We start from the raw sequence: 24,391 nt of genomic DNA on the forward strand, positions 1-24,391 counted from the left end.
AACCCGCCCTGATCCATCGCACCAGTCAGGTTTTCATCACCCTAGGCCGCCCGGCCAAGATCCGCCGGTGCAAAATCACATTCCTGCACGCCTGAGGCGCCGATGCTCAGCATCCGCCCCGGACGCAGTTCGGTCCAGTCGCCTTCGTCCTGCTCCAACGGCTCCGAGACCACCGCCCAGCCCTGCCGGGCATTGCTGTAGCGGTAATAGACCGACGGCGCGATATGGTCCGAGGAGTAGCGCGCGGCATAAAGCGTCTGACCGTCGCTGAAGGCCGCCGACAGGCGCATATGCGGCGTGGTTCCATGAGCCCGGCTCAACGTTTCGAGACGCGCCACTGCGCGCGCCAGCGCGCCATGCGGATCGCTTTCCAGCCCCTCGCTCAGCGCCAGCAGGAACAGCACTTCGGAATCGGTGCTGCCCTTACGATAGGTATAGAACTCGTCAGCGATGGCCATGTCCGCCTGTTTGCGGAATGCCTCGAACCCGCCGACCTGGCCGTTATGCATGAACGACCACCGCCGCGCGGCAAAGGGATGGCAGTTGTTGCGGCTGATACACGACCCGGTCGAGGCGCGCACATGGCTGAGAAAGAGCCCCGAGCGCACGTGATGGGCCACCGCCCGCAGGTTCGGGTCGGACCAGGCCGGATAGACATCGCGATACAGCCCCGGTTCGGGCCGGGCGTCATACCAGGCCACGCCGAAACCGTCTCCATTGGTGGCGGTCTTGCATTCCTCGGCATGAGCGCTTTGCGCGATCAGCGAATGCCCCGGACGGGAAATGACATCTTCGAGAAAGATCGGGGTTCCATGATAGGCGGCCCAACGGCACATGGTTCGCTCTCCGGCTGGGGCGACTGCTCCCGCGCCCCACGGGTCCGGGGCAGCGGCCCCGTCTGATCGCTCTCATTATCCTGAGCGCGCCTTTCCGTCGAGTGAATCACCGCACAAGTACCTGTTCGAATATCCTCTATTTCCCTCCTCTGTCCCGACGCCGGAAATTGCGCTAGGTCGGGATCAGGGGCCGATGTCCCGCGAATCCCCGACATGGAGACCGCTCATGCCGATGCATTACATCTATCTGATCCTAGCGGTCGCAGCCGAGACCGTGGGAACCACCGCGCTACAGGCCAGCCAGCAATTCACCCGACTGGTGCCCTCGCTGATCGTGGTGGGGGGCTATGGCATCGCCTTTTTCCTGTTGTCGCTGACCCTGCGCCACATGCCGGTGGGTATTGTCTACGCGATCTGGTCAGGGTTGGGCATCGTGTTCATTGCCATCATCGGTCTGGTCGTGTTCGGCCAACGGCTGGATTTGCCCGCCATTCTGGGGATCTCGATGATCATGGCCGGCATCCTTGTCATCCACCTGTTCTCGGGCGCCTCGCCGCATTGATGCCGCGCCGCGGCGTATATCAGCGGAAAAGATGCATTTCCTCTGGCCTTTGGCCGGATCTCGGGCTATGCGCCGGGCCAACTCCCTTACAAAGGCGGACCTCATGGACCTGCGCAACATTGCGATCATCGCTCACGTGGACCACGGCAAGACGACGCTGGTGGATGAACTGCTGAAACAATCCGGTGCCTTTCGCGAGAACCAGGCCGTAGCCGAACGCGCCATGGACAGCAATGACCTGGAACGCGAGCGCGGGATCACCATTCTGGCCAAGGCGACCTCGGTCGAGTGGCGGGGCACCCGCATCAACATCGTCGACACCCCCGGCCACGCCGATTTCGGCGGCGAAGTCGAGCGCATCCTGAGCATGGTCGACGGCGTGGTTCTTCTGGTCGACGCCGCCGAAGGCCCGATGCCGCAGACCAAGTTCGTGACATCCAAGGCGCTGGCGCTGGGCCTGCGCCCTATCGTGGTGCTGAACAAGGTCGACAAGCCCGATGCCGAACCCGACCGGGCGCTGGACGAATGTTTCGACCTGTTCGCCAATCTGGGTGCCAATGACGAACAGCTTGATTTCCCGCATCTCTATGCCTCAGGGCGTTCGGGCTGGGCCGACACGGATCTGGACGGACCGCGCAAGGATCTGACGGCGCTGTTCGAACTGGTGGTGCGCCATGTGCCCGCCCCGGCACAGATCGCCCGCAAGGACGAGCCGTTCCGCATGCTGGCCACCACGCTGGGCAGCGACCCGTTCATCGGCCGCATCCTGACCGGCCGTGTGGAAAGCGGCACGCTCAAGGCGGGCGAGAGCCTGAAAGCGCTCAGCCGCGACGGCACCCAGATCGAAAGCTTCCGCGCCTCCAAGATCCTGGCCTTTCGCGGCCTGGGCCAACAGCCCATCGACGTGGCCGAAGCGGGCGATATCGTCACAATCGCCGGGATGAGCAAGGCCACCGTGGCCGACAGCCTGGTCAATCCTCAGGTGACCGAGGCCCTGCCCGCCCAGCCGATCGACCCGCCGACCATCTCGGTCACTTTCGGTATCAACGACAGCCCGCTGGCGGGCCGGGACGGAAAGAAGGTGCAAAGCCGGGTGATCCGCGACCGCCTGATGAAAGAGGCGGAATCGAATGTCGCCATCCGCGTCACCGACACGCCCGGCGGCGAGGCCTTCGAGGTCGCGGGCCGGGGTGAATTGCAGATGGGCGTGCTGATCGAGAACATGCGCCGCGAAGGGTTCGAACTCAGCATCTCGCGCCCGCAGGTCCTGTTCCGCGAGGAAGACGGCCAGCGACTGGAACCGGTCGAGGAAGTCACCATCGACGTGGATGACGAATATACCGGCGCGGTGATCGAAAAGGTGACCGGCCCCCGCAAGGGTGAACTGGTCGAGATGAAACCGGCGGGCGCCGGCAAGACGCGGATCATCGCGCATGTGCCCTCGCGCGGGCTCATTGGCTATCATGGCGAGTTCCTGACCGATACGCGCGGTACCGGCGTGCTGAACCGGGTGTTCCACGGCTGGACCCCGCACAAGGGCGCCATCCCGGGCCGGCGCGCAGGCGTGCTGATCTCGATGGAAAACGGCCAGTCGGTCGCCTATGCGCTGTGGAACCTCGAAGAGCGCGGCCGCATGTTCATCGGCCCGCAGACCGATGTCTACGAGGGGATGATCATCGGAGAACACAGCCGCGACAATGACCTGGAAGTGAACCCGCTCAAGGGCAAGAAACTGACCAACGTGCGTGCCTCGGGCACCGATGACGCGGTGCGGCTGACCCCGCATATCCAGTTCAGCCTGGAAGAGGCGATTGCCTATATCGACGATGACGAACTGGTCGAGGTGACCCCGACCACCATCCGCCTGCGCAAACGCTATCTCGACCCGCATGAACGCAAACGCATGGCCAAGGCAGCCAGCTGATAAAAAAAAGGGCGCCCGACAGGGCGCCCCTTTTTTGGTCTTGGTCCGGTCTGAGATTATTCGACGAATAATCTCGGACCCCGAAAATTCGCAGAATTTTCTTACTCGCTGGTCTCGACAACCATCAGTTCGCGTTCCGATGCGCCGCGCGCATGGTCCAGCGCCGCCTGGTATTCGGGCGAGTTGTAACAATCCACCGCCGCCTCGACGCTGGGAAATCTGGCGACCACGTTACGCGGACGCTCCTTGCCCTCAAGCTGAACGAAACGGCCACCCCGCGCGACAAATGTGCCGCCGTGTTTGGCAATGGCGGGCCCGGCCAGTTCGGCATATTTTCCATATGCTTCGGCGTCGGTCACCGTCACATGTGCAATCCAGAGTGCGCCCATCGTCTTATCCTCCCAATACCTGTTCCGCGGCCCTGATCGCCGCATCCGCGTTGCCTGCATCCTGACCGCCGCCCTGCGCCATGTCCGGGCGGCCACCACCGCCCTTGCCGCCAAGCGCCACGACCGCCGCCTTGACCAGATCCACAGCAGAAACACGGCCCGTCAGATCCTCGGTCACACCAGCCGCAACCGCCGCCTTGCCACCAGTATCGGCGATCAGCAGCACCGCGCCCGAACCCAAACGGTCCTTATGCTCGTCAATCAGAGCTGGCAGATCCTTGCCCGACACGCCGGTCAGCACCTGCGCCAGGAAGGGCACACCACCCACATCGCGCGCCACAGCGCCACCACCCTGCCCGGCCCCTCCGGCCATGGCGAGATCGCGGCGCAGTTGCGCCACCTCGTTCTGCAGGGTTTTGCGCTCGTCCAACAGCGCCCGCACCCGCTCGGCCACCTCGGCCGGTTGCGCCTTGAGCATCGCTGTCACCTCGGACAGACGACCAACCTCCTGCGACAGGTGTTCGAACGCGGCCTGCCCGGTCAGCGCCTCGATACGTCGCACCCCGGCGCTTGACGCGCTGTCGCCCAGAAGCACGAACATGCCGATATCGCCGGTCTGCGCCACATGGGTGCCGCCGCACAGCTCGATCGACCAGGTCTTGCCATCGCTGCCCTTGCCGGTCTCGGCCCGGCCCATCGACACCACCCGCACCTCGTCTCCGTATTTCTCGCCAAACAGCGCCTGCGCGCCGATGGCGCGGGCATCGTCGGGCGTCATGATCCGCGTCTCAACACGCGAGTTCTGCCGGATGAACCGGTTCACCTCGGTCCCGACCTGGGTCAGTTCCGCCTCGCTCAGCGCCTTGGCATGGCTGAAGTCGAACCGCAGCCGGTCGGCGGCGTTCAGCGAGCCGCGCTGGGCCACATGATCGCCCAATGCCTCGCGCAGCGCCTCGTGCAACAGGTGCGTGGCCGAGTGGTTGGCCCGGATCGCGCTGCGGCGGGCATGATCCACTTCCAGTTCGACCGCATCGCCCTTGGCCAGCGCGCCGCGCTCCATGGTCACCTTATGGGCATAGACCTTGCCATCGGCGAACTTGCGCGTGTCCTCGACCAACGCCACGTGGTCGCGGTTTTCCAGCCGCCGGATCACGCCTGTATCGCCGACCTGGCCACCGGATTCGCCATAAAAAGGCGTCTGGTTGGTCACCACCCAGCCACTGCCGCCCTCGGCGATCTTGTCACTCAGCGCGCCATCAACTACCAGGGCCAGCGCCTGGCCCTCGGCCTTTTCGGTGTCATAGCCCAGGAAATCGGTCGCGCCCGCGATATCCAGCACATCGAACCAGACCGCGTTATCCGCCGCCTCGCCCGAGCCCGCCCAGGCGGCGCGCGCCTTGGCCTTCTGCTCGGCCATGGCCGCATCGAACCCGTCGGTATCGACCTTGCGGCCCTTTTCGCGCAGCGCATCCTGCGTCAGGTCCAGCGGAAAGCCATAAGTGTCATACAGCTTGAACGCCGCCTCGCCCGGCAGCGGCGCCTCTTCGGGCAGTGCGGCCAACTCGTCATCCAGCAGTTTCAGACCACGGTCCAGCGTCTGCTTGAACCGGGTCTCTTCCAGCAAGAGCGTTTCCTCGATCAGCGCCTGCGCCCGGCCCAACTCTGGATAGGCCGCGCCCATCTGGCCGACCAGCGTGCGCACCAACCGGTGCATCACCGGTTCCTTGGCGCCCAGCAGATGCGCATGCCGCATCGCCCGCCGCATGATCCGGCGCAGGACATAGCCACGCCCGTCATTGCTAGGCATCACGCCATCCGCGATCAGGAACGAGGTCGAACGCAGGTGATCGGCGATCACCCGGTGATGCACGTTCTGGTCGCCATAGGGATCGACACTGGTGGCATCGGCCGAGGCCTCGATCAATGCCTTGAACAGGTCGGTGTCATAGTTGTCATGGCTGCCCTGAAGCAGCGCGCCGATCCGCTCCAGCCCCATGCCCGTGTCGATCGACTGCATGTCGAGATCGACCATCGAACCGTCCTCGAACTTCTCGTTCTGCATGAAAACGATGTTCCAGATCTCGATGAACCGGTCGCCATCCTCTTCCGGGCTGCCCGGAGGGCCGCCCCAGATATGGTCGCCATGATCATAGAAAATCTCGGTGCAAGGGCCGCAGGGGCCGGTCGGACCCATCTGCCAGAAATTGTCCGAGGTGGCGATGCGGATGATCCGGTCCTCGGGCACGCCCACCTTCTTCCAGATCTCGAAGGCCTCGTCATCGGTGTGATAGACCGTGGTATATAGCTTGTCCTTGGGAATGTCGAAATCGCGGGTGATCAGTTCCCAGGCAAAAGGGATCGCCTCGGATTTGAAGTAGTCGCCAAAGGAGAAGTTGCCGAGCATTTCGAAAAACGTGTGATGCCGGGCGGTATAACCCACATTGTCGAGGTCATTGTGCTTGCCGCCCGCCCGCACGCATTTCTGTGCGGTGGTGGCGCGGACATAGTCACGCTTGTCTACCCCGGTAAAGCAGTTCTTGAACTGCACCATGCCCGAGTTGGTGAACATCAGCGTCGGGTCGTTGCGCGGCACCAGCGGGCTGGACGGGACGATCGTATGCCCCTGCTTCGCGAAATAGTTCAGAAAGGTCGATCGGATATCGTTCAGGCTGGGCATTCTGGCTCTCTCGGCGCGAATTCGACAAGGTCTGAGCCGGTTTAGCCGCAGCGTAAGCGATAGTCCACTCCTCGCAGCCGCAGCGCAGAAAAATGGGGCGCCCGCCATTGGACGCCCCTGTTGTCAGATTGCCGTGCCGCGGGTCCGGTCAGGCTTCGAGGATATCCTCGCTATCCTCGGTCATGTCGAACTCCAGCCCGTGCGCGGCGCGGATCTTGTCTTCGATCGCCAGCGCAATCGACTGGTTTTCCTTGAGAAAGGTCTTGGCGTTCTCGCGGCCCTGGCCGATCCGCTCATCCCCGTAAGAGAACCAGCTGCCGGATTTCTCGACCACGCCGGCCTTGACGCCCAGATCCAGCAACTCACCGGTCTTCGAGATACCCTCACCATACATGATGTCGAACTCGACCTGCTTGAAGGGCGGTGCCACCTTGTTCTTGACCACCTTGACGCGGGTGGCGTTGCCCACCACCTCGTCGCGATCCTTGATGGCGCCGATACGGCGGATATCCAGGCGGACCGAGCTATAGAATTTCAGCGCGTTGCCACCGGTGGTGGTTTCCGGGCTGCCGAACATCACGCCGATCTTCATCCGGATCTGGTTGATAAAGATCACCATGCATTTCGAGCGGCTGATCGAGCCGGTCAGCTTGCGCATGGCCTGGCTCATCAGGCGGGCCTGCACGCCGACGCTGGAATCGCCCATGTCGCCTTCAAGTTCCGATTTCGGGGTCAGCGCGGCGACCGAATCGACCACGACCATGTTGACCGCGCCCGAGCGCACCAGCGTATCGGTGATCTCCAGCGCCTGTTCACCGGTGTCGGGCTGGCTGATCAACAGCTCGTTCAGATCGACGCCCAACTTGCGCGCGTATTGCGGGTCGAGCGCGTGTTCGGCATCGACAAAGGCGCAAACACCGCCGCGCTTTTGCTGCTCTGCAATGCAATGCAGGGTCAGCGTGGTCTTGCCCGAGCTTTCCGGCCCGTAAATCTCGACAATCCGTCCCATCGGCAGACCACCGATTCCCAGCGCGATATCCAACCCCAGCGAGCCGGTCGAACTTGCCTCGATCTCCTGAATGGCGTTCTCACCGCCAAGTTTCATGATCGAGCCTTTGCCGAACTGCCGTTCGATCTGGGCCAGGGCACTGTCCAGCGCCTTTTGCTTGTCCGCGTTCTGTTTGCTGCTCATCGTCAGAAGATCCGCCATTATCCTGTCCCCTTCCTTTTGTCACACGCCGTCACGGGCGGCAATCGGGTCTTTGTTCACCTCTTGTTCCTTATGAGATCAAAAGAAGAACATTTCAAACAAAATCTTTCTTATTCACTCTTTTCCAATTGTGTTAAGGAGTGGTTTACGTTGGACAGGTTTCATGTGTCATGCAGCAGGGACGGAGAGCAGATGCTTGTTTTCTTTAAGGAAAGACTTGTGCTCCTCTCTGTCCCCAAGACCGGAACCACCGCTTATCAGACCGCGCTGCGTGCCCGCGCTGACATTGTCGTGTCCGACCCGCCCGAGTTGAAACATGCGCCCATTTACCGCTATGACCGGTTCTTTCGGCCGATTTTCGAGAAGATGTTCGGGGTCGAGATGGAGATCATGGCGGTGGTGCGCGAGCCGGTCGAGTGGCTCGGCAGCTGGTATCGCTATCGCCAGCGCCCTTTCATGCAGGGCAAACCGAACGCGACCCATGGCATCAGCTTCGATGAATTCGTGACCGCCTATATGCAGGGCAAGCGCCCAGGGTTTGCCAATGTCGGCTCCCAGGCGCGGTTTCTGACACCGCGTCCCAATGGCTGTACCGTCAGCCATCTGTTCAGATACGAGAACCAGCCGGGCATTCGCACCTTTCTGCAAGACCGCTTGCAGACCGAGATCGCTCCAGCCCGTGAAAACGTCTCGCCCGATCTGCCGCTTGAGCTATCCCCCGACATCGCCGAGCGGCTGCGACGCAAATGCGCCGACGAGTTCGAGTTGCACGCGCGCGCGATCTGATCTGCCTCAATGAAGCTGCTGGTGCACCGTTTCGGTCAGTTGTGTCAGCGAGAAGGGTTTCGGCAGAAAGACCGAATTCGGCAACGCGCTGTCTGTTTCGCCAAACGCGCCCTCGGAATAGCCCGAAACAAACACCACCCGCACGTCGGGACGCTCTTCGCGCGCCTTGCGCACCCAGGTCGGCCCGTCCAGGCCCGGCATCACCACATCGGTGACAAAGACATCGACGGCCAGATCGGGGTCCTCAAGCAGGCGGAGCGCCTCTTCGGCCGAATCCGCCTCGATCACCGTATAGCCGCGCAGTCGCAGTGCGCGCGAGGCAAAGGCGCGCACCGGTGCCTCATCCTCGACCAGCAACACCACGCCCGCGCCATGTGTGGCCATACGTTTCTCGGTGAGAAGCGGCGCCTGTCGCACCTCGTTCGCCACCGCCTGATAAGCAGGCAGATAGAGGGTAAATTCGGTTCCTTTGCCTAACACGCTGTCAACAAAAATGAACCCGCCGGTCTGTTTGACGATCCCATAGACGGTTGAAAGGCCCAGACCAGTGCCCTCACCAGTGCGCTTGGTGGTATAAAAAGGTTCGAAAATCTTTTGCAGCTTGTCCGGCTCGATCCCCATCCCCTCGTCGCGCACCTTGACGGAGACATACTCGCCGATCGGCAGCGTGGCGCGGTCGCGCTCCAATGGTTCATCCAGCGTCAAGACCTCGGTCTCGATGCGAATCTCGCCACCCTGGGGCATCGCATCGCGGGCGTTGACCACGAGATTCATCAATACCTGTTCCAGCTGCCGTTTATCGGCGCGCACCGATTTCAATACCGGATCGTGACTGAGTGTCAGCGTCACCTTTTCCCCCACCAGCCGGTTCAGCAGGTGGATCAGATCAGCAAGCGTGTCACGCAGGTCCAGCACCTCTGGGCGCAGGGTCTGTTTTCGGGAAAAGGCGAGCAACTGGCTGACCAGTGCCGCAGCGCGATTGGCGTTCTGGTTGATCTGCACCAGATCGCCATAGTCCGGGTCACCCTGATCGTGCCGCAGCAACAGCAGATCGCAATGGCCCGAGATCGCCGTCAGCAGATTGTTGAAATCATGCGCCACACCACCAGCAAGCTGGCCCACCGCCTGCATCTTCTGGCTTTGTACGAACTGAGCCTCAAGCGTTTTCAATTCGGTCGCGTCGTTCAGGACCGCGATCAACCCGGTCTGGCCACCCTCATTGATCGGGCTCAGCGTCACCTGCACGAACATCTCGCTGTCGCGCCCGCTGAGCCGGAGAAACTCTGACCGGGGCGCCCCCGCCTCTTCGACCGTTTGCCGCAGCCAGTCGGGGATCGGTCGTCCAAGGCCCAGCATCAACTGGTCCAGCATCGTATCCGGTTCAACCGGACCGCCCAGCAAGTCCTGCGCCAAGCGGTTGACCTCCAGCACCTTGCCCGATGCCGTCAGACGCATCATCGCGACCGGCAAAGTGGCAAAATCAGGCGCCTTGCCCTGCCCCATCTCGCCCTTGACCGGGATCAGGAACAGTTCTTGCCGGCCCGGACTGTTTGAGATCTCGACCACGATCGCGGGCGCGCTGCCCGCGCCCGTGCTGACATGATTGATTTCACCGGGCCTGTAAGGCAGCTGCAGGAACAACCGGTCGAGCGATTTCACCCGCGAGCCGATAAACGCGCGCGCCGCTTCGTTCATGAACAGCACCGCGCCCGAGCGCCCGATGGTCAGCATCGGAAATGGCAGGTTGTCGGCGCGGCTGCTGGCGGCGGTGCGATCAGTGATATCCTCGACTCGCCAAAGAAATCCAACGTCGCCCAGCACATGCACCGACAGGCGGATATGGCCGCGCCGGGTCACCACGTCCTCACGTGCGTTGCCGTCGACCCGCGCCCTGCACTGCAAACGGTACAGCACCGCCGAGGGGTTGCCAAAGATCGACCGCAGCGTTGCAGCAAGCGTTTCATCGCTGGCGCCCGAAAACCGGATTGAGGCCGCGGCATTTCGCGCCTGAATGGCTCCCTCGTCATCGGTGACAAAGCTGGGAGTTGCGTCCTTATCGATAAACCCCGCCAACATCTGGCGCATCTGTCCTTCGACCCCACGGGCATGGCTGCTTTGGTAGAGCAGCAATCCGGTGACCAGGATCGAGGAGCCCCCCGCGGCGAACAGCGCCTTTTGCACGAAACCAGACAGGTCCCAGAACACCGCCGCACCAAAGGCCGCCAGCGCCAGCAGCAGCATCGCCGCCACCCGCGCGCGGGTACTGCGCGGGTTGTTCTGCGCAGGTGAGATCGAGGCGGTGAATTCGGTCACATTCCGGCTCCGGCATCTGAGTCGTCAGGACTTTGTCACCCATCAAGAGTTAAGCCGGCTTTAACACGACCAAAATCTTTACGCCCCAACTATACCTATAGTTGCTAAAGCTCGAACTCCAATCTCGTCAAGAGTGTAAGAAAAAATCCATCCGTCCCTGACAACACGTTCCAGCGCTGGCTTTTGACCACCTGCCAGCCCCCCGCTCGCAGGAACGCATCGACCGCTCCTTCGTTTTCCTCGTCCAGCATCGAGCAGGTGGCATAGGCCAGTACCCCGCCCGGCGCGGTCAGCGCAGCGGCGCGATGCAGGATCTCGCGCTGCACCGTCAGTAAGGCGGTGAATTTCTCTTCGGTCAGGTCCCACTTGCCAGCAGGCGCCCTGCGCCAAGAGCCGCTGCCCGAACAGGGCGCATCGGCCAGCACCAGGTCGAAAGGCGCCGCATTTGTCGCCTCGTCAGTATCGAGCAGGCGCACCGGCGCACCGGCCCGGGCCGCGCGCGTCGGCAGGTCGCGCATGCGCTGCGGGGCGGCGTCATGGGCGAACACCTCGATCCCCGGAACCGCCGCCAGCGCCAACGTCTTGCCCCCGCCCCCGGCGCAATAGTCAAGCACGCGCATGCCCGGTGCCAGCGGCAGCGTAGCCACGATGGCCTGGCTGGCGGCATCCTGCAACTCGACCAACCCGTCCAGATAGGCGGTCGAGCGGGCGATACCACGGGCGCCTTCGGTCACTTCAAGCGCGGTTTCGCAGGCGGGATGCGGCTGGGCGATGATCCCCTCACCTGCCAATGCCGCGATGGCGCTGGCGCGGTCGGTGCGGGCGGTATTGACCCGCAGATGCACCGGAGCGCGGCTCTGCATGACTTCGCCCGCCTGTTGCGCCTGTGCGCCCAGGCTGGCCTGGAACCGGGGCCAGAGCCAGTCGGGTATATCCGCCGCTTCGGCCCCCGGCGCGGGGTCGCGTCCACCGGCCTGTTCCTCGGGTGTCAGCGGCGCGGGTGCATGGCCTATACCGGTAAACAGATCCGCAACCGCCAAGCCCTGCGCCCGGCACAGGCCCAGGATCAGGCCGCGCCCGGTCTTGGCCCCGCCACGCGCCGCAAAGGAGCGTCGGGCGCGCAGCGCGTCGAACACATGGTCACGCAGCGCCGCGCGATCCTTGGACCCGGCAAACCGTGAGCGCCGCGCCCAGCCGGTCAACGCCTGTTCGGCGGGCTTGCCGGCCAGGATCTCGTCCAGAACCTCGATCGCGGCCTGAAGCCGGGCGGCGGGGGTCATCTCTCAGGTCTCCAGTTTCGCAAAGCCGTCACCAGCGCGATCTAACCGAGCGAATTTGGCACCGATCAGGTGACTGCCCGACCAGACGAGGTTGCGCTCGGCAATCTCTGCCAGTGCCGCGCTCCGGCTGGCGAGGGCCTGCGCCGGGTCCACGTCGAATTGGGTGGCGTTTGCTGGATCGGGCAATTGCAGCGCCTCGGAATGCAGGATGTCACCGGCCAGCACCAGATCGTCGCCGATCCGCAGACCGAAATGACCGGGCGTGTGCCCCGGCAAGGCCCAGACCCGGACATCCGCACCCAGATCCGCATCCGAGCCGACCAGCCGGAGGCGGTCGGCGCAGGCCGTTAGCACCTGGGCACCGGGAGCCTCTGTGTCGCGCCAATGCGCAGCCTCAGCGGGATGCAGCAGGATCTCGGCATCGGAAAACAGCGCCGCGCCCGGCCCCAGGAGCCCGCCGCAATGATCGGCATGCAGATGGGTCAGGATCAACCGGCTGATATCGCCCGGCGCGAGTCCGGCCTGGGCCAGAAGCGTGGGCAATTGTCCACCCTCGGGCCCGCAAATGGTGCCGCAACCGGTATCGACCAGCCAGATGCGACCATCGTCATGGCGCATCAGATAGGCGTTGAACTCGGTCACTGCCGCGCTCAGGCCCGCCGCGCCCAGCAACTCGGCCTGCCGGGCGGGGGCGACATTGGCAAACACATCTGTGCTAAAGGTCATGCCGCCATCGACCAGACAGTCAACCCGCCACGGGCCGCTGCGGACGCTGTCCACCGGATCCATCATCCGATCCGGTAGTTCGGGCTTTCGCGGGTGATCTGCACGTCGTGCACATGGCTTTCCTTGAGCCCCGCGCCGGTGATCTTCACGAACTGGCAGTTCTGGCGCATCTCACCCACGGTGGCGCAGCCGGTATAGCCCATCGCGGCACGCAACCCGCCCACCAGCTGGTGGATCACCGCACTGGCCGAACCCTTGTAGGGTACCTGCCCCTCGATCCCTTCGGGCACCAACTTGTCGCTGGCCGCGTCCTTCTGGAAATAGCGGTCGGCCGAGCCGCGCGCCATTGCGCCAAGGCTGCCCATGCCACGATAGCTTTTGAAGCTACGCCCTTGATACAGAATGACTTCTCCCGGGCTTTCATCGGTGCCCGCGATCATCGAACCGACCATGGCACAGGATGCGCCCGCCGCGATCGCCTTGGCGAAATCGCCCGAGAACTTGATACCGCCATCAGCGATCACAGGCACGTCGCCCGCCGCCTGGGCGCAATCCATGATCGCAGTCAGCTGCGGCACGCCGACACCGGCCACCATCCGCGTGGTACAGATCGAGCCCGGCCCGATGCCCACCTTGACCGCATCCGCACCGGCGTCGATCAGCGCCTTGGTGGCGTCTGCCGTGGCGACGTTGCCCGCGATCACCTGTACCATGTTCGACTGTTGCTTGATCCGGCGCACCGCGTCGATCACACCCGCCGAATGCCCATGCGCGGTGTCGACCACCACGATATCGACGCCCGCGTCGATCAGCGCCTCGGAGCGGGCAAAGCCGCTGTCGCCGACCGAGCTGGCCGCCGCCACCCGCAGACGGCCCAGATGGTCCTTGCAGGCGGTCGGGTTCAGCACCGCCTGTTCGGTGTCTTTCAGCGTCAGCAGGCCGGTCAGCCGCCCCTGCCCGTCATGCACCAGCAGTTTCTCGATCCGGCGCGCGCGCATCAGGCTTTTGGCCTCGTCCAGATCGGCAGGTTCGGCCAGCATTGCTAGGTCGTTTGTGGTCATCACCGCGCTGACCGGCATGTCATCGCTGGTGGCAAAGCGCATGTCACGGTTGGTGACGATGCCGACGATATGGCCACGGTCGTCCGTGACCGGGAAGCCGGTGAAATTATAGCGCTCCACCAAGGCCTTGGCGTCGGCAATGGTCTGATCCGGGCGCAGGGTGACGGGGTTGTAGACAATGCCGCTCTCGAACCGTTTGACCCGGCGCACTTCGCGTGCCTGCTCATCCACGCTCAGGTTCTTGTGGATCACGCCCATGCCACCGGCCTGGGCCATGGCAATGGCCATGCGCGCCTCGGTCACCGTGTCCATGGCCGAACTCAGAAGCGGTATGTTCAGCTTGATCTCGCGCGTCACGCGGGTTCTGGTGTCGGCGGTCGACGGCAGCACCGACGAGGCCGCCGGAACCAGTAGAACATCGTCAAAGGTGAGAGCCTCACGAATCTGCATTTGCGGTCCCCATGCATAATCCCGTTTGGCGGTGACCCTATGGCACAGTTATCCACCGGGTAAAAGGGCCAGCGCGCAGAAAACGGACGCGCCCGACCCTGATCTGTGTCAAGGCATCGTCACGCGGGCGCGCTAACCCTGCAACACGCGCGAATTGAGAAAGGAAACGCCCATGTCCGGCCCCCTCAGCGGAACCCTTGTTCTGGACCTGACCCATGTTCTGGCGGGGCCATTTGCCAGCATGACACTGGCCGATCTGGGTGCCCGCGTAATCAAGGTCGAACGCCCCGGACAGGGCGACGACACCCGCGCCTTTCCCCCCTTCAAAGACGGCAAGAGCGCCTATTTCGCCACCATCAACCATGGCAAGGAAAGCATGGCGTTGGACCTCAAGGCGCCCGAGGACCGGGCCATTTTCGACCGGTTGCTGGCGCGGGCCGATATCCTTCTGGAAAACTACCGCCCCGGCGTGATGGAGCGGCTGGGTTACGGCTGGGAGGCGCTGCATGAACGCTTTCCAAAGCTGATATATGGCGCCGTCTCGGGCTTTGGCCATACCGGCCCCGAGGCGCAGCGCCCAGCCTATGACATGGTGGTACAGGCGCGCGGCGGCGTGATGTCGATCACCGGCGAGCGTGACCGCGAACCGGTGCGCGTCGGCGCCTCGATCGGCGATATCGTGGCGGGCATGTATCTGGTGCAGGGGGTGATGGCCGCCCTGTTGCAGGTGGAACGCGGCGGCGCAGGACAAAAGATCGACGTGGCGATGCTCGACAGCCAGCTGGCGCTTCTGGAACATGCCATCGCCATCACCAGCGTCACCGGCGAGCCGCCGCGCCCCTCGGGCGCGCGGCATCCCTCGATCACCCCGTTCGAGACCTTTCACGCCGAGGATGGGCTTTTCGTCATCGCCGCCGGCAATGACGGCCTGTTTGCCCGGCTCTGCGACGCGCTGGACCTGCCGCTGGCGGATGATCCGCGCTTTGCCACCAACCCGGCCCGCTGCCAGAATGCGCGGCTTTTGAAACGGCTGATCGAGGCGGTGACCCTCGACCGGCCCAAGGCGCATTGGATCGACACCTTGACCCGCGCGGGCATTCCCACCGGCCCGATCCAGAACGTGGCCGAGGTGCTGAACGATCCGCAGATCCGCGCCCGCAACATGGTGGTCGATGTGCTGGGACCCGATGGCGCCCCGGCCTATACCGCTGCTGGCAACCCGATCAAGATGACCGACTTGCCCGACCCGGCCACCCGCGCCCCGGCGCCGGATCTGGATGCGGATCGGGCCGCGATTCTGGATTGGCTCGACAAAGACGCAGCCGACTGAACCCACATCCAGGCCACATCTTTTTGCGGTAAATGCCGCCACCGGACAGGAAAATGCCGCGCGTCGCCTTTCCGTTGGCTCAAAACACAATATTGTCGCGCACAATCGGTACTCCGGAAGGCAGAAAGTCATGAGCAGCGATCCCCTCGTCGTATTCACCCCCTCGGGCAAGCGCGGGCACTTTCCCGTCGGCACTCCCATTCTGACTGCGGCGCGGCAGTTGGGGGTCGATCTCGATTCGGTCTGCGGCGGGCGCGGCATCTGTTCTAAATGCCAGATCACCCCGTCCTATGGTGAATTTCCCAAACATGGTGTCACCGTGCGTGACGGCGCACTTAGCGAATGGAACGCGGTCGAGCAGCGCTACAAGGACAAGCGCGGGCTGATCGACGGGCGCCGGCTGGGTTGTCAGGCCACTGTACAGGGCGATGTGGTGATCGACGTGCCGCCTGAAAGCCAGGTCCACCGCCAGGTGGTGCGCAAGCGGGCCGAGGCGCGAAAGATCACCATGAACCCTTCGACCCGGCTGTTCTATGTCGAGGTCGAAGAACCCGACATGCACAAGCCAACCGGCGACATGGAACGCCTGATCGCGGCGCTTTCCGAGCAATGGCAGCTGACCGGCGTGCAGACCGACCTGCATATCCTGCACCAGTTGCAGCCGGTGCTGCGCAAAGGCGGCTGGAAAGTCACCGTGGCGGTGCATCTGGGCGATGCCAGCCACCCGCCCAAGATCATGCATATCTGGCCCGGTTATTACGACGGCACCGTCTATGGGCTGGCGGTCGATCTCGGATCGACCACCATCGCCGCGCATCTGTGCGACCTGCACAGCGGCGAGGTTGTGGCCTCGTCGGGCATCATGAACCCGCAGATCCGCTTTGGCGAAGATCTGATGAGCCGGGTCAGCTATTCGATGATGAACAAGGGCGGCGACCAGGAGATGACCCGTGCGGTGCGCGAGGGGATGAACGCGCTGTTCACCCAGATCGCCGCAGAGGCCGGGATCGACAAGGCGCTGATCGTGGATGCGGTGTTTGTCTGCAACCCGGTCATGCATCACCTGTTCCTGGGGATAGACCCGTTCGAACTGGGCCAGGCGCCCTTTGCGCTGGCCACCTCGGACGCTCTGTCGCTGCGGGCCTGGGAACTGGATCTGAACATCCACCCCGCCGCGCGGGTCTATATCCTGCCCTGTATCGCGGGCCATGTGGGCGCCGATGCCGCCGCCGTCGCCCTGTCCGAGGCGCCCGACAAGTCCGAGGATCTGGTGCTGGTGGTCGATGTGGGCACCAATGCCGAGATCCTGCTGGGCAACAAGGACAAGGTGCTGGCCTGCTCCTCGCCCACCGGCCCGGCCTTTGAAGGCGCACAGATCTCCAGCGGCCAGCGCGCCGCCCCCGGCGCCATCGAACGGGTCGAGATCGACCCGATCACCAAGGAACCGCGTTTCCGCGTGATCGGTTCGGAAATCTGGTCCGATCAGGAAGGTTTTGCCGAAGCGATCGCAACCACCGGCATCACCGGCATCTGCGGCTCGGGCATCATCGAGGTGGTGGCCGAGATGCGCATGGCGGGTATTCTGGACGCCTCGGGCCTGATTGGCTCGGCCGAACAGACCGGCTCGGCCCGCTGCATTCAGGACGGACGCACCAATGCCTACCTGCTTTGGGACGGCTCAGCCGATGGCGGCCCGACCATCACCGTCACCAACCCCGATGTACGCGCCATCCAGATGGCCAAGGCGGCGCTCTACTCGGGTGCCCGCCTGCTGATGGACAAGCTGGAGGTCGACAAGGTGGACCGGGTGGTGCTGGCCGGGGCGTTTGGCGCCCATATCTCGGCCAAGCACGCGATGGTGCTGGGCATGATCCCCGATTGCCCGCTGGACAAAGTCACCAGCGCAGGCAACGCGGCGGGCACCGGCGCGCGGATCGCTCTGTTGAACACTGACGCCCGGACCGAGATCGAGGCCACCGTGCGCGCCATCGAAAAGGTGGAAACCGCGGTCGAACGCCGGTTCCAGGAGCATTTCGTAAATGCCTCGGCGATCCCGAACTCGGTGGAACCCTTCCCGGAACTGGCCAAGGTCCTGACCCTGCCCAAGGTCTCGTTCAACACCGGGGGTGGTGACGACGAGGGGTCTGGCCGCCGTCGCCGCCGCAGGGCATGATACCTTCCCAAAGGGAGGTATCATGACAGAGACAAACCAGGATCAGGCCGAGTATTGGGGCAAATCCGCCTCGGGCATGAAATGGCTGACCTTCGAGGAGCAGATCGCGGCCTCCTTCGCGCCGGTCGTCGATCTTCTGCTTGATCGCGCGGAGTTGAAGCCGGGCCAGCGCGTTCTGGATATCGGTTGCGGTCTGGGTGACGTCACCCTGGCCGCGTCGCGCGCGGTCGGGCCGGCGGGTCATGTGCTGGGTGTCGATATCTCGCCGCCGTTCCTCGACCGGGCCCGGGAGCGGGCCAGCGGCATGAACAACGTGGACTTTGCCCTCGCCGACGCCCAGACCGAGGCCTTTCCGCCCGCAGCGCGCGACGCCATGATTTCACGTTTCGGTATGATGTTCTTTTCCGACAACGCTGCCGCCTTCGCCAATATCGCCCATGCTCTGAAACCCGACGGGCGCATGACCTTTGCCGCCTGGGGGCCGCTGGCCGGAAACCCCTGGTTCTACATTCCCCACCGCGCGGCCACCGACCGGCTGGGCCAGATGCCCAAGGCAGACCGCAACGCACCGGGGCCTCTGGCCTTTCACGACATTGACCGCGTCACCGGCTTCATGGCCGAAGCCGGTCTTGCCGATATCGAGGCCCATGCCGTTGAAGTTAAGCTGACCCCGCCCGGCGGGTTGGAGGGGGCCTCGGCGCTCTGCACCCGGTTGGGACCAGCCGCGCGGGTCCTGGCGCATTTCAACGGCACCGAGGCGGACGAAGCCGCGATCCGCGACGCGGTCAGCACTGCGCTCGAACCTTACGTCGAAGACGGCCGGATCCTCATGCCCGCCACCATCAACCTGTTCCAGGCCCGGCGCGCCGGAACCGCTTGACGCGGCTCCGGCCATTGCGTATTCGAACCCGGTGAGCGCGGGTATGGTGTAGTGGTAGCGCGCCGGCTTCCCAAGCCTGAAGTGCGGGTTCGATTCCCGCTACCCGCTCCAATCTTTCTGGCAGAGAACCCGATGCAGCTGTTTTCCGACACGGAAAACAGCCCGGAAAACATGTGTTTTCCGGGCCGGAAATCCCCGATTTCCGGTTCCGCCCGGCTCAGCCGGTCAGGACATCCTTGAACTGATCCCGCAGCGTCCGTTTCAGCACCTTGCCGGTGGCGTTCAGTGGCAGCGCGTCCACAAAGACGACGCGGTCGGGCACTTGCCATTTGGCGATCTTGCCGTCGAAGAAGGCCAGCAGTTCCGCCTCGTCGGGCGTCTCTCCCTCGGCGCTCACCGCCACCAGAAGCGGGCGTTCGTCCCATTTCGGATGCGGAACACCGATCACCGCGGCGGTGGCCAGTTTCGGATGCGCCACGGCGATATTCTCCAGCTCGACCGAGCTGATCCATTCGCCGCCCGACTTGATGATATCCTTGGATCGGTCCCGGATCGTCATATATCCGTCGCGGTCCAGCGTTGCCACATCGCCGGTGGCGAACCAGCCATCCGACAGGATCGGCTGGTCCTGCAACTGGAAATAACTGTCCAGCACCCAATGACCACGTACCATCAGGTCGCCCTGGGTCTGGCCGTCATTGGGCAACTGGTTACCGTCGTCATCGACGATCTTCAGTTCGACCCCATAGGGCGGACGGCCCTGGTTCTCGCGCAGCTTGTGCTGTGCCTCGACCGGCAGTTCCGCGTGTTTTGCCAATGGCTGGTTGGTGGTGCCCAGCGGGCTCATCTCGGACATGCCCCAGGCATGCACCGTATCGACGCCGTAGCGGTCGCGGAATTCGGCGATCATCGAGGGCGGACAGGCCGCGCCGCCGATCACCGTGCGGGCAAGGCTCTCCAGCTTGCTGCCCTTGGCCCGTGCTGTCGTCAGCAGGCCCTGCCAGATGGTCGGCACCCCCAGCGCGATGGTCACGCCATACTGGTCGATCAGCCCCACCAGCGCCTCGCCATGCAGATCCGGCCCCGGCAGCACCATGCACGAGCCTGACATGGCACAGGCATAGGGCGTGCCCCAGGCGTTGACATGGAACATCGGCACCACCGGCATCACTACGTCGCGCGCAGAAAAGCCGATGCAATCGCGGGTGTTCGACCCGAAACTGTGCAGCATCGTCGAACGGTGAGAATAGAGCACACCCTTGGGGTTGCCCGTGGTGCCCGAGGTGTAGCACAGGCTCGATGCCGTGCGCTCGTCCAGATCGGGCCATTCAAAACCCGCATCCCCGGTAGCGATAAATTCGTCGTAGAATTCCAGCCCCTCGATCCGCGCCGCAGCCGCCTCGTCGCGCGGCCCCATCAGAATCAGCCGTTCGACGGTGGAAAGTTCGCCGCGAATCCCCTCTACCAGAGGCAGGAAGGTGGCGTCGAAAAACAGGATACGATCCTCGGCATGGTTGAGGATATAGACCAGCTGTTCGGGGAACAGGCGCGGGTTGATCGTGTGCAGCACGAATCCGGCGCCGGACACGCCGTAATACAGCTCCAGATGCCGCCGGTTGTTCCAGGCGAGCGTTGCCACCCGTGACTGTGGCGCCAGCCCGGCCCCGCTCAACGCCGAACCGAGACAACGGGCATTGGCCGCGACCCCGGCCCAATTGGTCTCCTCGACCCCACCCTCGGTATTGACCGACCAGATCGGCGCCTCGCCATGATAGCGCGCAGCATGGTCGATCAGCGACGAGATCAGCAGCGGCTGATACATCATCTGTCCCAGCATTATCGGGTTCCTTCCCTGTTCTTCGCGTGACGGCCGCACCCCGGCGCGACGTCACAAGCATCCTCATCGTGGCCGCGTCGACGCGACCCCGCCCAATGCCGAACCCTGCCAAGCAGCGGACCGGGTGACAATAACTTTGTGTTCGTTTGACGGGCCGGAACCCTACGTCAGCCCGGGGTCACGATGACGCAGAGCATAGGCCACCAGCGCGGCGGTCGACCCATCCTTGCCGGTGGCAGGTTCAGCTCCCTCGACAATGGGGCCCAGAGAGGTCGCCAGTTCCTTGCCCAGCTCGACCCCCCATTGATCGAACGAGTTGATGCCAAGGATCACGCCTTCGACAAACACCCGGTGCTCGTAAAGCGCCACGATCCTGCCCAGCATGTCGGGCGTCAGTTGCGGATAGATCAGCGTGGTCGAAGGGCGGTTTCCCTCGAACACCCGATGACGGGCCTGGCGGTCGAGCTCGGCATCGTCATAGCACCGGCCCGCGACGATGGCGCGTGCCTCGGACAGGGACCGGCCCCGCATCAGCGCTTCGGACTGGGCCACGCAATTGGCCAGCAGGAGGCGGTGGTGGTGGTCCAGCTCCGGCTCGTGTCCGCGGGCGGCCACCATGAATTCACAAGGAACGACCTGACGCCCCTGATGGATCAGTTGATAGAATGCGTGCTGCCCATTGGTGCCCGGCTCGCCCCAGACGATGGGACCGGCGGCCTGATCCAGCGCGGTGCCGTCCATCGCAACCGATTTGCCGTTCGATTCCATTTCGAGTTGCTGGAAATAGGCCGGTAGACGTGCAAGCCGCTGGTCATAGGGCAGCACCGCGCGACTGGGATAACCGCAGACCTGATGATGCCAGATACCGGTCAAGGCCAGCATCACAGGCATGTTCTCGTGCCAGGGCGTGCTGCGGAAATGGTCGTCCATTGCCTGCCCACCGCGCAGAAAGGCGTCGAAATCGTCTGGGCCGATCGCAATCATCAGGCTCAGCCCGATCGGTCCCCACATCGAGTAGCGCCCGCCGACCCAGTCGGCGAAGCCAAAGACATGCGCGTCCGGGATGCCGAAATCGGCGGTTCTGTCCGTCGCACTGGAGAGCGCCGCGAATTGCCGTGCCGGGTCGCCGCCGCCGCGCTGCATCCAGTCGCGGGCAGTGCGGGCATTGGTCATCGTCTCGATGGTGGTGAAGGTCTTGGAGGCGACGATCACCAGAGTGCGCGTCGGATCCAGCCCCCGCAGCGTATCCGCGATATGAGCCCCATCCACGTTCGAGACGAAATGGCAGCGTGGCCCGTCGTGATAGGGTGCCAGCGCCAGCGTGGCCATCGCCGGTCCCAGATCGGAACCACCGATACCGATATTGACCACATCGGTAAAAGCCCCCCCTGCTCCGCTCAACCCTCCGTTTCGCACCGCATCGGTAAAGGCCCTCATCCGCGCCAGGGTCGCGCGCACTTCAGGCATCACGTCGCTGCCATCCACAAGGACCGGCCCGCCATCCAGATTGCGCAGTGCCGTATGCAACACCGCGCGGCCTTCGGTCTCGTTGATCGGTTTGCCCGAGAACATCGCCTCGCGGCGCGCGGCCAACCCGGCCCGCTCGCAGAGCGCGATCAGCGCGGCCCGGATATCCGCGTCGATCAGGGTCTTGGAGTAATCCAGTCGCATCTCGTCCAGATCGGCGCTGAACCGTTCGGCCCGGCTGGGATCCGCGGCGAAAAGATCGAGGATGCGGCGGCCCGACCGGTCAGCGTGAAGCGCGTTCAACTCTTGAAACATGGAAGAAACCTATTCCGCCCAATGGACAGTGATACTGTCCAAAACCGCCGCGATCGGCGCCTCTTCGGGATGCATCGACATGGCCCGCTCAAGTGCGTTGCGCTTGGCGGCGCCATAGATGATCAGGTGCTTTGACAGCGCCCCGTTCAGCACCGGGGCGGTCAACGTGATCCGGGCCTCGGGCTGGGTTTCAGGCCGGGCGACAGCCAGAGTCGGCGCGTCCCCATCCAGCGCTGCCTCAAGCCCCGGCATACCGGGAAAGAGCGAGGCAGTGTGCATGTCCTCGCCCATGCCCAGCACCAGTACCGACAGCGGCAGCACCGGGGTCAGCAGCGTCTCGATCTCGGCCAGACAATCCTCGGGCTCGGCGCCGGGCAGGTAAAGCGGCAGATAGCTGGCGCTGGCGGCGCGGTTGACCAGCAACTGCTGCGCGATCAGCCGGGCATTGGCGCGCGGATGGTCCTGCGGCACGCAGCGCTCATCGGTCGGCAGCACCATGACTCGGTGCCAGTCCAGATCGGCGGCGCAGAGCACGTCGAAGACCGGGCCGGGCGTGGTGCCGCCCGCCACTGCCAGCGTGGCGCGGTCATGGGTCAGCAGTGTCGCCTCCAACTCTCCGGCCAGGCGGTTGGCGAGGTCGATAGCGAGCATTTCGCGGTCGGGATAGTCTTGGATATTCATGGGTTTATCCCCTGCCAGCGGCGACCGTCGCGTCTCATCAGCAGCTCGGCGTCGCCGGGGCCGGTGCTGCCGCAATCATAGGGTTTGGGCACATCGCCACGGGCCTGCCAGCCCGCAATGATCGGGTCGGTCCAGGCCCAGGCGGCCTCGACCTCGTCGCCGCGCATGAAAAGGGTCTGGTTGCCCCGGATCACATCCATGATCAGCCGTTCATATGCATCGGGCGGGTTCTGGTTCTCGGGCCCCAGCGCCTTGGCGAAACTCATGTCCAGAGGCACCTCGACCAGCCGCATGCCGCCCGGTCCAGGCTCTTTGATCGTCACCTTCAGCGTGATGCCCTCGTTGGGTTGCAGCCGGATCGACAACACATTGGCATGTCGCCCAGCCTCTTCGCCAAAGATCGAATGGGGCGCGTCCTTGAACATCACGTTGATGACCGAGGACCGCGCCACCAACCGTTTGCCCGTACGCAGGTAGAAAGGCGTGCCAGCCCATCGCCAGTTGCTGATATGGGCGCGCAGCGCGATATAGCTTTCTGTGATCGAGCGCGGATCGCCCACTTCATCGCGATAGCCCTGCCCGGCACCGCCCACCGGCACCGCATATTGACCGCGCACGATATGGTGCGGCTTTACCGGGTCCAGTGCCCGGATCACCTTGAGCTTTTCATCGCGCACCGCGTCTGGGTCGAACTTGGCCGGCGGTTCCATGGCGATCAGGCACAACAGTTGCATCAGGTGATTCTGCATCATGTCGCGCATGGCGCCGGCCCGGTCGTAGTAATCGGCCCGGCCGCCAACGCCCACGGTCTCGGCCACGGTGATCTGGATATGGTCGACATACTGGCTGTTCCAGAGCGGTTCGAACAGCATGTTGCCAAAGCGCACTGCCATCAGGTTCTGTACCGTCTCCTTGCCCAGGTAATGGTCGATCCGATAGATCTGGCGTTCATGGAAATGCGCGGCCAGAGTGGCGTTCAGCGCCTGCGCGCTGGCCAGATCGTGACCAAAGGGTTTCTCGACCACGATGCGGGTATCCTGGCTGACCAGCCCGTGCTGATGCAGCCGTTCGGTCAGCGCACCAAAAAGACCCGGCCCGACCGAGAAATAGAAGGCACGAACGCCCTGCCCCAATGCCGCGGCCAGCCCGTCCCAGCCCTCCGGTCGGGTGGCATCCAGCGCCATGTAGTCGAGCCGGGCCAGAAACCGGTTGAGCGCATCGGGCGATTGCACCGCCTCGGGCCACAGCTCGCGCAGACCCTGCGCGATCAGGGCGCGATAGGCCTCGGCGTCCATGTCCTGACGCGCGACGCCGATGATACGGTTGCCCTCGGGCATCTGCCCTGCAACCGAGCGCCGGAACAGCGCCGGCAGGATCTTGCGGCGGGCAAGATCACCGGTGCCGCCAAAAACGACCAGATCGAAAGGTTCTACCGGGATGATGCGCGATACCATGGCTGCTCCTTACCGTTTTGCCGGGGTTCTGTCCACTGTT

General features: G+C 63.9%; 18 protein-coding genes and 1 tRNA gene. 7 read left to right on the forward strand and 12 right to left on the reverse strand.

The window, feature by feature from the left end; all coding sequences use genetic code 11:
- Nucleotides 1–41: 41 nt before the first annotated feature.
- Nucleotides 42–836, reverse strand: a complete 795-nt coding sequence (locus AC2FNA_RS00740; RefSeq protein WP_496823665.1) for a class II glutamine amidotransferase — start codon at nt 834–836, stop codon at nt 42–44.
- Nucleotides 837–1,062: 226 nt separating this feature from the next.
- Here AC2FNA_RS00740 and AC2FNA_RS00745 point away from each other — a divergent pair, with 226 nt between their 5' ends.
- Nucleotides 1,063–1,398, forward strand: a complete 336-nt coding sequence (locus AC2FNA_RS00745; protein ID WP_496823667.1) for a DMT family transporter — start codon at nt 1,063–1,065, stop codon at nt 1,396–1,398.
- 103 nt (nt 1,399–1,501) lie between these two features.
- Nucleotides 1,502–3,322, forward strand: coding sequence for a translational GTPase TypA (gene typA, locus AC2FNA_RS00750; protein ID WP_496823669.1), 1,821 nt, complete (start codon nt 1,502–1,504; stop codon nt 3,320–3,322).
- Nucleotides 3,323–3,423: 101 nt separating this feature from the next.
- Here the strand turns inward: typA and AC2FNA_RS00755 are convergent, their stop codons facing one another.
- The 3 genes from AC2FNA_RS00755 to recA all read right to left on the reverse strand — a co-directional run bounded on the left by AC2FNA_RS00755 (nt 3,424) and on the right by recA (nt 7,598).
- Nucleotides 3,424–3,711 carry a DUF1330 domain-containing protein gene (locus tag AC2FNA_RS00755; RefSeq protein WP_496823671.1) on the reverse strand — a complete coding sequence of 96 codons (288 nt, stop codon included), beginning with the start codon at nt 3,709–3,711 and terminating at the stop codon, nt 3,424–3,426.
- A 4-nt stretch (nt 3,712–3,715) separates the two neighbouring features.
- The gene (gene alaS / locus AC2FNA_RS00760; protein ID WP_496823673.1) at nt 3,716–6,388 is read right to left on the reverse strand and encodes an alanine--tRNA ligase; all 2,673 of its coding nucleotides are present in this window, start codon (nt 6,386–6,388) and stop codon (nt 3,716–3,718) included.
- A gap of 148 nt (nt 6,389–6,536) precedes the next feature.
- Entirely contained in the window at nt 6,537–7,598 is a 1,062-nt protein-coding gene (recA, locus tag AC2FNA_RS00765) for a recombinase RecA (RefSeq protein WP_496823675.1), read from the reverse strand.
- A 192-nt stretch (nt 7,599–7,790) separates the two neighbouring features.
- Between recA and AC2FNA_RS00770 the strand changes: the two genes are divergently transcribed.
- Nucleotides 7,791–8,384 (forward strand): gamma-glutamyl kinase, encoded by a 594-nt coding sequence (locus AC2FNA_RS00770; protein WP_496823677.1) that lies wholly within the window; start codon nt 7,791–7,793, stop codon nt 8,382–8,384.
- A 6-nt stretch (nt 8,385–8,390) separates the two neighbouring features.
- On the opposite strand, the gene AC2FNA_RS00775 is transcribed toward AC2FNA_RS00770, so the two are convergent.
- The 4 genes from AC2FNA_RS00775 to guaB form a co-directional block, all read right to left on the reverse strand.
- Nucleotides 8,391–10,625, reverse strand: a complete 2,235-nt coding sequence (locus tag AC2FNA_RS00775) for a hybrid sensor histidine kinase/response regulator (RefSeq protein ID WP_496824299.1) — start codon at nt 10,623–10,625, stop codon at nt 8,391–8,393.
- Nucleotides 10,626–10,801: 176 nt separating this feature from the next.
- Complete coding sequence (locus AC2FNA_RS00780) at nt 10,802–11,977, reverse strand: RsmB/NOP family class I SAM-dependent RNA methyltransferase (protein WP_496823679.1); 1,176 nt, start codon at nt 11,975–11,977, stop codon at nt 10,802–10,804.
- Between the two features lie 3 nt (nt 11,978–11,980).
- Complete coding sequence (locus tag AC2FNA_RS00785; protein WP_496823681.1) at nt 11,981–12,769, reverse strand: MBL fold metallo-hydrolase; 789 nt, start codon at nt 12,767–12,769, stop codon at nt 11,981–11,983.
- A complete protein-coding gene (gene guaB / locus AC2FNA_RS00790) occupies nt 12,766–14,214 on the reverse strand; it encodes an IMP dehydrogenase (protein WP_234218008.1) in 1,449 nt (482 codons plus the stop codon). The genes AC2FNA_RS00785 and guaB overlap by 4 nt, the downstream gene beginning before the upstream one ends.
- A 172-nt stretch (nt 14,215–14,386) precedes the next feature.
- Here guaB and AC2FNA_RS00795 point away from each other — a divergent pair, with 172 nt between their 5' ends.
- From AC2FNA_RS00795 to AC2FNA_RS00810, 4 genes are all read left to right on the forward strand, one after another.
- Nucleotides 14,387–15,544 carry a CaiB/BaiF CoA transferase family protein gene (locus AC2FNA_RS00795; protein ID WP_496823683.1) on the forward strand — a complete coding sequence of 386 codons (1,158 nt, stop codon included), beginning with the start codon at nt 14,387–14,389 and terminating at the stop codon, nt 15,542–15,544.
- A gap of 130 nt (nt 15,545–15,674) precedes the next feature.
- Complete coding sequence (locus AC2FNA_RS00800) at nt 15,675–17,717, forward strand: ASKHA domain-containing protein (RefSeq protein ID WP_496823685.1); 2,043 nt, start codon at nt 15,675–15,677, stop codon at nt 17,715–17,717.
- A 22-nt stretch (nt 17,718–17,739) separates the two neighbouring features.
- Nucleotides 17,740–18,597, forward strand: a complete 858-nt coding sequence (locus tag AC2FNA_RS00805) for a class I SAM-dependent methyltransferase (RefSeq protein ID WP_496823687.1) — start codon at nt 17,740–17,742, stop codon at nt 18,595–18,597.
- A gap of 37 nt (nt 18,598–18,634) precedes the next feature.
- Nucleotides 18,635–18,708: transfer RNA gene (locus AC2FNA_RS00810), tRNA-Gly, on the forward strand.
- Between the two features lie 106 nt (nt 18,709–18,814).
- Here AC2FNA_RS00810 and dmdB read toward each other — a convergent pair.
- The 4 genes from dmdB to zwf form a co-directional block, all read right to left on the reverse strand.
- Complete coding sequence (gene dmdB / locus AC2FNA_RS00815; RefSeq protein ID WP_496823689.1) at nt 18,815–20,434, reverse strand: 3-methylmercaptopropionyl-CoA ligase; 1,620 nt, start codon at nt 20,432–20,434, stop codon at nt 18,815–18,817.
- Between the two features lie 162 nt (nt 20,435–20,596).
- Nucleotides 20,597–22,216: a glucose-6-phosphate isomerase gene (gene pgi / locus AC2FNA_RS00820; RefSeq protein ID WP_496823691.1), complete on the reverse strand. Its 1,620-nt coding sequence runs from the start codon at nt 22,214–22,216 to the stop codon at nt 20,597–20,599.
- A 9-nt stretch (nt 22,217–22,225) separates the two neighbouring features.
- Nucleotides 22,226–22,897, reverse strand: a complete 672-nt coding sequence (pgl, locus tag AC2FNA_RS00825; protein WP_496823693.1) for a 6-phosphogluconolactonase — start codon at nt 22,895–22,897, stop codon at nt 22,226–22,228.
- Complete coding sequence (gene zwf, locus AC2FNA_RS00830; RefSeq protein WP_496823695.1) at nt 22,894–24,351, reverse strand: glucose-6-phosphate dehydrogenase; 1,458 nt, start codon at nt 24,349–24,351, stop codon at nt 22,894–22,896. The genes pgl and zwf overlap by 4 nt, the downstream gene beginning before the upstream one ends.
- Nucleotides 24,352–24,391: the final 40 nt, after the last annotated feature.

Source organism: Ruegeria sp. YKSD163, from assembly GCF_059612905.1.

Bases quoted from the DNA above. Each gene is read 5' to 3' on its own strand.
- pgi (WP_496823691.1), bottom strand. From the start codon at position 22,216: ATGTTTCAAGAGTTGAACGCGCTTCACGCTGACCGGTCGGGCCGCCGC.
- AC2FNA_RS00745 (WP_496823667.1), top strand. From the start codon at position 1,063: ATGCCGATGCATTACATCTATCTGATCCTAGCGGTCGCAGCCGAGACC.
- alaS (WP_496823673.1), bottom strand. From the start codon at position 6,388: ATGCCCAGCCTGAACGATATCCGATCGACCTTTCTGAACTATTTCGCG.
- typA (WP_496823669.1), top strand. From the start codon at position 1,502: ATGGACCTGCGCAACATTGCGATCATCGCTCACGTGGACCACGGCAAG.
- AC2FNA_RS00755 (WP_496823671.1), bottom strand. From the start codon at position 3,711: ATGGGCGCACTCTGGATTGCACATGTGACGGTGACCGACGCCGAAGCA.
- AC2FNA_RS00740 (WP_496823665.1), bottom strand. From the start codon at position 836: ATGTGCCGTTGGGCCGCCTATCATGGAACCCCGATCTTTCTCGAAGAT.
- AC2FNA_RS00780 (WP_496823679.1), bottom strand. From the start codon at position 11,977: ATGACCCCCGCCGCCCGGCTTCAGGCCGCGATCGAGGTTCTGGACGAG.
- dmdB (WP_496823689.1), bottom strand. From the start codon at position 20,434: ATGCTGGGACAGATGATGTATCAGCCGCTGCTGATCTCGTCGCTGATC.
- pgl (WP_496823693.1), bottom strand. From the start codon at position 22,897: ATGAATATCCAAGACTATCCCGACCGCGAAATGCTCGCTATCGACCTC.
- AC2FNA_RS00800 (WP_496823685.1), top strand. From the start codon at position 15,675: ATGAGCAGCGATCCCCTCGTCGTATTCACCCCCTCGGGCAAGCGCGGG.
- AC2FNA_RS00795 (WP_496823683.1), top strand. From the start codon at position 14,387: ATGTCCGGCCCCCTCAGCGGAACCCTTGTTCTGGACCTGACCCATGTT.
- AC2FNA_RS00775 (WP_496824299.1), bottom strand. From the start codon at position 10,625: ATGCTGCTGCTGGCGCTGGCGGCCTTTGGTGCGGCGGTGTTCTGGGAC.
- guaB (WP_234218008.1), bottom strand. From the start codon at position 14,214: ATGCAGATTCGTGAGGCTCTCACCTTTGACGATGTTCTACTGGTTCCG.
- AC2FNA_RS00805 (WP_496823687.1), top strand. From the start codon at position 17,740: ATGACAGAGACAAACCAGGATCAGGCCGAGTATTGGGGCAAATCCGCC.
- AC2FNA_RS00785 (WP_496823681.1), bottom strand. From the start codon at position 12,769: ATGATGGATCCGGTGGACAGCGTCCGCAGCGGCCCGTGGCGGGTTGAC.
- zwf (WP_496823695.1), bottom strand. From the start codon at position 24,351: ATGGTATCGCGCATCATCCCGGTAGAACCTTTCGATCTGGTCGTTTTT.
- AC2FNA_RS00770 (WP_496823677.1), top strand. From the start codon at position 7,791: ATGCTTGTTTTCTTTAAGGAAAGACTTGTGCTCCTCTCTGTCCCCAAG.
- recA (WP_496823675.1), bottom strand. From the start codon at position 7,598: ATGGCGGATCTTCTGACGATGAGCAGCAAACAGAACGCGGACAAGCAA.